The organism is Bacillus sp. ISL-77 (genome assembly GCF_018613105.1).
Window position 1 is genome coordinate 1 of sequence record NZ_JAGGQY010000028.1, and the last position, 8,738, is coordinate 8,738.

Sequence of the window (8,738 nt, forward strand, 5' to 3'; positions counted from 1 at the left end):
CCAATATTCGGGTTATAGTTCAAAGCCTGCGCCTGTCTTGCTTTATTTAAGCCCCATTTTAAATAAGTAATCGGAAGGCGTGTTTAAATATTCTGCTGCGTCTTTGCTAACTTCTTTCATAACGTCCTGTACGTAGCCAATAGCGAAGCTTGCGCCCTTCATAGCGTTAATAGTGCTTAGCGCTTCTCTCGCTTCCTGTGAACCTTCTACTTGGGCTTTTCCGTCTAATTGGTTATACAAAGTGCCTAGACGCTGCTTTATCACTGCCTTATCGGTATCTGCCGCAAGTGCTAGCGTAGACTGTGATAACTTTAAGAACGATTCTGTCGCTTTCTCAGCGAGTAGCGGCTCGTTAGCTGCTTTTACTAACGCTTCCAGTGCGCCCATAGCTTGATTAATTCCTACCGCAAAGGTTACTTTTCCCTCTACGCTTTTTAAGGTCATATCAAAAAGCTTTTGCTGCTGCTCCGATACTGGCGGCAAAGCTGCGGTTAGTACCTGCTCCGCTGCGTCCTTTCCAGTTAGTAATAAGCTCTCGTACTCTTCCCGTCTTTTATTCATCTCGACTAAAAAGCCTACTTCGTATTTAGTGCTTAGTTTCCCCGTCGCTTCTCGCTTGCCCTCTTGGGATAGATTTCTATCGGCTGTAATCTTCCCCTTTTCTAAGCGGTACTCCTGTATTACTTCGTTAATAAACTTAGATGTGCTGCCTTTAATTTCGTAAGCTTTCTGAATGTTTTCGTTATAGTTTGTCATAGATTGGCTTCGTCCCCTTCGTCGGTTAATTGTAGCTGATTAGTTCGTTCTTATACGTTTACTTGCTGCTGTAGTTGCTGCTGTAACTTCGTTTTTAATCGTGCGTGGCTGCGTCTGTTGTCTTCGTCGTCTAACAATTCCGCAATACTTACTAGGTCTTCTTCGGTATAGCCTAGTACCTTCTGCATGCGTCGAAGCGTTCTAGGCTGAGCTGCTTGCCTATCGTGTTCATAACGCCATACGGTTAAATACGATACTCCGATTAGTTCCCCTAGCTCTGTCTGCGATAGGTTTAGAGCCTTACGAATGTACTTTACGATTTTTCCGTCCATATACTTACCCCCTTTTTATCGTCTATTAGTCGCCTATACCCAAAATAAAAAAGAGTAGCGTTTTTGAGCGCTACCCTTTGGCGTATTCAACTAGAAATGTGACGATCTTTCTCTACATATAGGTACTACTAACGCTCGTTTTGTTGGCGTTTTTTTATCGTTTATTTCGCATAGATAGCCTAGCCCGTGCCGTCTTTGCTGCGGTCACCTTCTAAAAAATAATTAATCTTTTTTCGTAAAAAGTGTGCGAAGTCTATCTGAACTAACGAATAAAATAACGTATTAGAACGGGAAAAAAGCTCTTAGGGGTACGTAATAGAGAATTAATAAAATAATGTAGTTAAATTGACAAAAAAAGAAGCCTAATCAGCTCCCTAAGTCAGATATATTTTCCTGAAAACTATGGTGGCAAAATTGACAAATTAGCGCTTCTTTTTTGATTTCATTTGCACACATTGGACATTTCTTAGTTTCTATTAATGTAGGCATGCACAGTAGTATTAATAGAGCAATTGGTCCACCAATCAACCCAATAATACCCCACCCGTCCATAGGGCGTTTCTTAATTTTCGCAATAAAAGCGCTAATAATCCCACAAGCAATAAAAATTAAAATGTACTTCACATTTTAGCCCCCTTTACTACAATATTTTACCATAAACAATAGATTATAGACGCTACTATATATTGTAGGACGCCAACTTTTTATTAATGCTTCCGAATATCCTCGTAACTTCGTAATGATGTTTAAGCCCTACCGCCTGTGCTAGCTCTGCTTTTGAAGCGTCGGGACTCTCATATTTAGCTCGAAGTAGTTGGCGCTCCTGTTCTGTTAATGCTGCGTCGTTTAATATCTGCGTTACTACTATGCTATCGAGCGCCCTTCCTTCTACGTCGGTCTGCTTGTCGGGTAAATAGTCCGCAGCTTCTTCTTTTAGCTGTCTGACTTTTAGCTCAAATGTGCCCTGCTTCGTCTTGGTGCGCTGCCTTATTAGGTCGATACTTCTGCGCTTTAGTACAAGTAAGAAAGTCTCGTAGAAGTAGAACTCGCCGTAATGATTGTAGCTATCGCATAGCTTCCATGCTTCCTCGAAAAAAATACTCTCGAAGTCTGCGGCACTAAGGCGGCTATTATTCAATTGTGCGCCTGCTGCTTTCGCTTTGCCTTTTAGTACTAAGCTAAGCCGCTTTAATAGCTTCTCTAGGCGCTGCTCTTTCTCCGTAGGGTCTAGCGCTAATGCGTATCTTTCCCATAACTTCTCGACTTGTAGAACGTGATCTATCATAGACGGGCGCTGCTTGTATCGTCGTGTAAGCCCCGTTAGTTTCGTCTCTGATTTCGTTTTAGTAGTTGCCTTTTCGTTAATATATCGACTAGACTGTTTCATGCGTCTAACCCCCTTCGAGAAGATGGGCGCTCTTCGCACAATTATTTGGCGGAAAATAAAAATATCAACAAAAAGTTCTTCCTGCTAAAGAGCGTTTGGATTATTATGGATTTAAAGTAATTAAAAGGAGGTATAGATATGAACTTTGGAAAAGCCTTCGCAAAAATTTTTTACAAAGAAGCTTCAAAAGTAATCGACCAAAGAGTAAGGCAAAGAGCAAAGGAACAGCACATTGAAAAAATACACGCTGAATACGCCGAAAAAAATAGACAAAACGAGATTATTAGAAAAGAAAAAGTTAGATTTTTACAAGAAAAAATTGACATAGCAGAAGACTACTTACGAAACAAAGTTGATATTTTGGGGATAGTTGAAAAGAAGAAAAAACTTATTCAGTCTTGGTTTTACCAAAATCATTGGTTAAAAACGGTAGACGAAAGAAAAGTAGCCGCAAACTATTCGGGGATTAAAATAACACCAGCCCAAAGAAAAGAATTATTAAGAAGATTAGATTTAAAGAAAAGCCAATATGTTCAACATGGTGTCCTTTCTGACCTAACTGAAAATTCTACTTTAGAGTTCATCGTAGAACATACGCCTGTTGTAGAAGAATTAAGACAAAAACAAGCATTAGAAGGGTATTCATTATACATTGCAAGTCATTACAATGATTATTCTCGCAGGGAGTTAAACCTTTGCTTTGGTTTAGTTATAAAAGATAATGCGAAACAACCCTTCTAAGAAAGCCCGTCAGGTTCTATTATCGACAAAAGAAAACGGCTGTTGTAGCGTTTCCGTCGCTACTATGTTTGGAGGGAGATTTACATATTTCGTAGAATATTAGTATTTGTAGGAGGTGAAAAAATGTCGGAAAATGCACTTGGTATAAGGAAAAGGTATAGTCACGAGATACAAGAAATTGGAAACAAACTTAGCGACCTTGAAAACGGACGTATTTATGAACTTACTGATGCGAAAATGGACGGTTATCTCGCTACAAACATAATCCAATTACGTAAGATGATAAGTGACTTGCTATCAAAGATAGATAATCAGAAAGAGTCGGTAAACGACGAGTTTTCAATATTTTTCAGGGATAAGTAGACTAATTAAACGAAAAAAGCGCCTACGATAAACGTAAGCGTAAGACAAGGCGCACTAACAGCGAGCTATTAACGTTAGCGAGATCTACGAAAGAGGTGCGCCTTGCTTAGCAAGTATTGTGGCAGCGGAGGTCGGGGGGCTTGGGGTTCGAGCTTTCTGACAGTTAGACGCATTAAAAGCTCGCTGCTCTTCTTTCGCTGCCTTCGATAGATAAGATAGATAGAATTAATTTGTGCAAGGATAGCTAACTCTGCCGCCCTTGTAGCCCTAGTATGTGCCTGTTTTCTTTGCAGCCGTATACCTGTATAGCACTATGCCGTAGTATATATCCGTATTGTGCCGTATGTGTGCGCCTATGCAAGCTCATAAAAAAAGAAGCGCTGCTATAGCGCTCGTTGCTGTCTCTTCGCCCGTATTATCGTACTTTCGCTAATTCCTATTAAGTTACGTAAATAAGTGCGTAGCTAATTGTTTGGGACAACTCTACATGCTTCTAACTAAACTTCTTCGATTTGTTGCGCACACTATCCAATGTTTATTATCAAATCAAAAGAGCGCTTTTTAAGCGCACCCTGCTTGCTGTTATTAAACTATAGCACCCGTTACTTGAATAAGAACAGGTATTGATGAATTATTATCTTGCATGGTTTACATTCGTTTTTCAAATAATAAATAAAAATACAATGAAAAGGTGAAAGTTTATGGAACAAAAAGAAAAATGGAAAACTGCTGCTATCTCAATGGCAAGCGATTTAAAGGTACACACTTTTGGCGGAGCCGAAAAGGTAACTCAAACTGTTGAAGATATGGATAAGGTTAAAAGGATTATTAATGATTGGAATGCTATGTCAAAGAAATCAGCAAATCTTACAATTGAAAAATATGGTCCTCCAAATGAAGCAATCCCAAGCCGTTTAATCTGGTACAACAATGTTCCGTGGAAACGGACTATTGTCTATCGTGATGAAATCCCGCACGATTTCCCACAGCCCCATACCGATGTTATCGAGCAAGTTATTAATTACAACGTCCCCCAAGAAATGTATAATGAACTTGCGAAATTTGACGGTAGTATAATCGTTGAAAAGACTAGGGGCGAGGTATCTTCTCGCTGTGATATGGAGGCGGCTAATTTTACTGCCATTAACGTAATGCACGATATTTGTACAGGAAAGTTAAATGCCGAAACAGGACGCGAGCTTCTTTGTGAAGTTATGTCGGCTCATATGATGAATAGACCAGCACCTTATGCTGAGAAACTTCAATTCGAAGTGTCAAAAGAAGAAAATTATGATACAGATGTTGTGATGATTGCTGATGAAATGGTTGAACAAGCGATTGAAAAACTTAATGACATTGTTGATGATAGTATCGGTAATGGTAGGCTTCATTAAAAGTAAAAACCTGTCTGAAAAGACAGGTTTTTATTTAACTATCCTGCTCGTTAGCTCCATAACAAAAAAGGAACGCCGCAGCGATTCCTCTTGAGCTCTAGCACCCTTTAGTTGAAGAAAGCGATAGCCTTGTTCTGCTAGCGCACCCTTTACTTAAAAACAATTAATCTTAAATCATTTTTAAATTATACTTTTAAAAACGATTATTGGTTTATCTTATGGAAAATTAGTCTAAAGCCAATCTAATATCAACTTCTCTCTCTACATACTTCCACTCAAGTGTAGTACGAAGACTTGATACTAACTCTTCGAAATCCCTAGAATAATCTGGAGAATACTCAAACCAAGTGATAAAATCAAATGGTTCACCAAGGTCACGCGAGTGGTGTAATCTTCGTGCAATGGCAGGCAAGTATCGTAGTCCTATTTTAATATGTTGAGACTGTTCTTCCAAAATCTCACGTCTTTCATCCTGTGCAAGCTCCCACCATTCAACTGATTTCTTTATTGGTATCAATGCAGCACAAGTATCTTCTTTTCTACCAAGTGTCGGTGAATGCTTATTTAAATGTTCTTTCTCTTGACTTGTGGTATAACGCAAGTTGCTTGTTACACCCCGTAGTATCCAATTTGTGTTGAAAGAAGGATTTTCTATAGAACCATCAACTATTTGGAGTTTCTCAACTGGTTCCAAGGGTTTTCCAACTACATTTTCAATTCGGACAACTTTCCAAGGTCCTTGAACTCCACCAACAAATGAAACTATTTTTGACATTTTCTACTCCATTCCCTCAATAAATGAGAACCTAATAATATAGATTCATACTACTATACTCTGGAAAACACATCTATTCTGTTGTAAGTATATCTACCAATTATTTTAAGTAACCAGTTGTCAGTTTCCATGATTAGGAATCGTAATCCTTTGTAACAGAGTATCTAAATATTGATTCTTGTACTAAACTGCCACGTTACTTTAAGTATATTTCTTCACAATCTTTTGTTGGGTAATTATATCTGAGATTTTGTTTACTAAATTAACCGTCTAAATGACTGTCATACTCCTTTTTGCTTCAACTCAGAAAAATGAACTAGTTTAATTTTAAAATTAAGTTCTACCTCTTCGACAATCTCACAGTAGCCAGATGCGTATTGAAAAATCATAATATAATCTTTTCCTTGAAAAATAACAGGAATCCTCTCCATTATTAACACATCCAATATCTTTTTTAGTAATTTTAAATTAAATTTTATGCCTGTGTCTGTGCATAAAGTGTTAATAAATGAATTATTCATGCTTGAAGTATTCTAATAACCTGTAGACGTTCCTTGAATAACTGTGTTAATGGATCTTCCCCCCTCGCTTTTTTAGTACAAATATAATGAAAAAAGGCAGCTACAGCTACCTCACAGCTCTTATCCCTACTTCCTTAATAGTAAAGATTTGTTCGCATATTATTATTGCTTGATCTGCACAATAGTCTAGGAATCCTCGATCGTGTTCTTCTTAGACTTTAAAATCCAGTAAATTTGTGTGCTGCACCATAGCTCTGGTTGTCCTCCAACTGCACTAAAACTCTAGGTCTTCTATTTCTACTACTTCGCCTACTTGCGTACTATCGTTTGGGTGTAGGCTCTTAATCTCGGCTAGGTAACCCTCTCGAATTTCCCTGCGCTCTTCTACCTTCCTGTAGCGCTTGTCGTACGATTCTTTTGCTTCGGGGTACTGTATAAAAAAGTCCTCTCTTTTAAGCGGCTGCATAGGTACATATAAATTCCCTTTCGGTCTGCGCACTACTTTAAGCAGTCCTAGCGATTCTAACGACTTTATATGCTTGTCTACTGTGCTTTCTGTAGTTGCGCAGTCTGCTGCTAGTAACGTCATACTAGGATATGCGAAGCCTTTTTCTGAGTTGTAATAATGCGCAATCATCATAAATAAAGTCTCTGCGCCCTTCTTAAAGTTCGGGTGGTGGCGATACTGTAGTAAGTCTAACGGATATTTGATAAAAGCCGCCCATTCTGTCGTTGTCTTGTCGAATACTTTTTGTTTCATGTTATTACCTCCTATTTGTTTGCGCAGCCTTTCGAAGCTGCTACCTACATATAGGCGCAATAGACTTTATTGTTTGGTACTCAAATTTTTAGAGTGTGTCTATAATTCTTATCATTACTTCTTTCTCTCTTCATTCGCATTAATCCATTATCTTTATAGATAGTTATTGCGTTAGCTCGTTTGCGTTAGCAATCGACAATATTCTTTAATTCTTATTTAAGTAATTCTTATTAAGTAATTCTTATTTAATGGTAGTCTCTCAAGTAAGTGACTATAGAAATTAGAGTACTCATATTAAAAGTTTAGAGTAAGCAAATAAACTATTTATAGTACCGCTAACACTTGCGGCAAATTAGTTAAGCGCTCCACTAGTAAATAGGCGCTGACCCTATCGCATTGTTGGTGTGATTGCTCAAATTAAAACGCCACTTGTCACATAACTGTCGTAATAAACCGCAGGTACTTGTGCTTAAATTATCGAAGTCCTTATGAGGGAAGCGAGGTGATTGAATATGTTATTTTTCCGAAGAAAAAATCGCATAAAGGTTCAAGTATTTTATGCTGGCGATGATGGTTACTCGGCTATGGCGAGTGACGGCAAACTGGGCGTTTACAATTGCTATGGTCGTACGAAGGAAGCAGCGAAGGAAATGGCACTGTATAGACTGCGGAAATTTCAAGAAAAACAACGAACCCCCGATGAATAATCGAGGGTTTTTTACGTTTGTATTTTGCTTTTTACAAGGCGGCAGCCTTAGCTCTGCTCTATATTTCGTAGTTCTTGAATAATAATTTTCAACGTAAGAACACAAAAAAATAACCGCTGCTTCTCGACGGAAAAGCAAAGGTAAAAATAGGGTTGGGTGTTATGACGTGGTAGTATAGCAGTTTTACTTGCTACGTAATGGTATGCGCATAAATAATGCTTATAAATTATGTTATTAAAATGCACAAAAAAAGATGGCATATTAACGCCATCCTTTCCATTTATTTAATCGTTAATCAACTTTTAGTGTAATTTCTTCCCCTGTCATACCGCCAGTAGCCTTTAACTTGAACCCCTTTGCATCCGCAGGAACGTCAAACACGATTTTTCCTTTTTGCGTTAAGCCAGGATTTAACTGTTTTAAGAAGAAGTCTGCAACACTATCCTCTGCAATTCCTAAATCAGTTTGTCCATCAGTAGAATACGTAAATTCACGATCTTTGCTATCTACTAATTTAAAAGAGTTCGTATCTAATGTAATCGCATCTTTTTGATTATTGGTAATTTCAACAGAGACAATTTTGAATATGCCTTGTGCTTTTGTTTTAGAGAATTCATTCCCCACTTGTTGCTTCGTTTCTGAACCACTAACTTTAATTTTTACGTCAGAAGAAACACCTTCGTTACTCAATGGTTTAGCTGCTTCTTTCTTCTCTGGAGCGCTGCTAGATGGAGTCGAACTTGCTGGTTTAGCGCTATCGTCTCCTCCGCCCATACTAGCGATAATACTGATTACTATCAATGCTGCAATTCCAATTAGAGCTTTCATGAAAAAGCCCATTTTCAATTTTTGTCCGCAATGAGGACATTTCTTAGCAGATTTTGCAACTTCTTTCCCGCATGTCTTACAAGGTTTTAATTTTGCCATTGTTTCTTTTCCCCCTAGATATCTATATATAGTAAAACCATACCATTACTATTAGAGGCCACTGAAAAAGTACCT

Annotated in this window: 12 protein-coding genes; 4 read left to right on the forward strand and 8 right to left on the reverse strand. The window is 38.2% G+C overall.

Annotated elements, in window-relative coordinates; genetic code table 11:
- Positions 1-42 precede the first annotated feature (42 nt).
- The 4 genes from J7E77_RS11165 to J7E77_RS11180 all read right to left on the reverse strand — a co-directional run bounded on the left by J7E77_RS11165 (position 43) and on the right by J7E77_RS11180 (position 2,475).
- Positions 43-756, reverse strand: coding sequence for a hypothetical protein (locus J7E77_RS11165; RefSeq protein WP_214714319.1), 714 nt, complete (start codon positions 754-756; stop codon positions 43-45).
- 50 nt (positions 757-806) lie between these two features.
- Positions 807-1,088, reverse strand: coding sequence for a helix-turn-helix domain-containing protein (locus J7E77_RS11170; RefSeq protein ID WP_214714321.1), 282 nt, complete (start codon positions 1,086-1,088; stop codon positions 807-809).
- A gap of 366 nt (positions 1,089-1,454) precedes the next feature.
- Positions 1,455-1,712, reverse strand: coding sequence for a hypothetical protein (locus J7E77_RS11175; RefSeq protein ID WP_214714323.1), 258 nt, complete (start codon positions 1,710-1,712; stop codon positions 1,455-1,457).
- Positions 1,713-1,767: 55 nt separating this feature from the next.
- On the reverse strand, positions 1,768-2,475 hold the full coding sequence (locus J7E77_RS11180) for a hypothetical protein (RefSeq protein WP_214714325.1): 708 nt from the start codon (positions 2,473-2,475) through the stop codon (positions 1,768-1,770).
- Positions 2,476-2,613: 138 nt separating this feature from the next.
- Here J7E77_RS11180 and J7E77_RS11185 point away from each other — a divergent pair, with 138 nt between their 5' ends.
- The 3 genes from J7E77_RS11185 to J7E77_RS11195 all read left to right on the forward strand — a co-directional run bounded on the left by J7E77_RS11185 (position 2,614) and on the right by J7E77_RS11195 (position 4,973).
- A complete protein-coding gene (locus J7E77_RS11185) occupies positions 2,614-3,216 on the forward strand; it encodes a hypothetical protein (protein WP_214714327.1) in 603 nt (200 codons plus the stop codon).
- 123 nt (positions 3,217-3,339) lie between these two features.
- Positions 3,340-3,579, forward strand: coding sequence for a hypothetical protein (locus J7E77_RS11190; protein WP_214714329.1), 240 nt, complete (start codon positions 3,340-3,342; stop codon positions 3,577-3,579).
- A 701-nt stretch (positions 3,580-4,280) separates the two neighbouring features.
- A complete protein-coding gene (locus tag J7E77_RS11195; protein WP_214714331.1) occupies positions 4,281-4,973 on the forward strand; it encodes a hypothetical protein in 693 nt (230 codons plus the stop codon).
- 226 nt (positions 4,974-5,199) lie between these two features.
- On the opposite strand, the gene J7E77_RS11200 is transcribed toward J7E77_RS11195, so the two are convergent.
- The 3 genes from J7E77_RS11200 to J7E77_RS11210 all read right to left on the reverse strand — a co-directional run bounded on the left by J7E77_RS11200 (position 5,200) and on the right by J7E77_RS11210 (position 7,029).
- A complete protein-coding gene (locus J7E77_RS11200; protein ID WP_214714333.1) occupies positions 5,200-5,748 on the reverse strand; it encodes a chlorite dismutase family protein in 549 nt (182 codons plus the stop codon).
- 281 nt (positions 5,749-6,029) lie between these two features.
- On the reverse strand, positions 6,030-6,179 hold the full coding sequence (locus J7E77_RS11205; protein WP_214714335.1) for a hypothetical protein: 150 nt from the start codon (positions 6,177-6,179) through the stop codon (positions 6,030-6,032).
- A gap of 364 nt (positions 6,180-6,543) precedes the next feature.
- Complete coding sequence (locus J7E77_RS11210; RefSeq protein WP_214714337.1) at positions 6,544-7,029, reverse strand: helix-turn-helix domain-containing protein; 486 nt, start codon at positions 7,027-7,029, stop codon at positions 6,544-6,546.
- Positions 7,030-7,535: 506 nt separating this feature from the next.
- Here J7E77_RS11210 and J7E77_RS11215 point away from each other — a divergent pair.
- Positions 7,536-7,736, forward strand: coding sequence for a hypothetical protein (locus tag J7E77_RS11215; RefSeq protein WP_214714339.1), 201 nt, complete (start codon positions 7,536-7,538; stop codon positions 7,734-7,736).
- Between the two features lie 291 nt (positions 7,737-8,027).
- Here J7E77_RS11215 and J7E77_RS11220 read toward each other — a convergent pair whose 3' ends face one another.
- Complete coding sequence (locus J7E77_RS11220) at positions 8,028-8,576, reverse strand: DUF4352 domain-containing protein (RefSeq protein WP_251028048.1); 549 nt, start codon at positions 8,574-8,576, stop codon at positions 8,028-8,030.
- Positions 8,577-8,738: the final 162 nt, after the last annotated feature.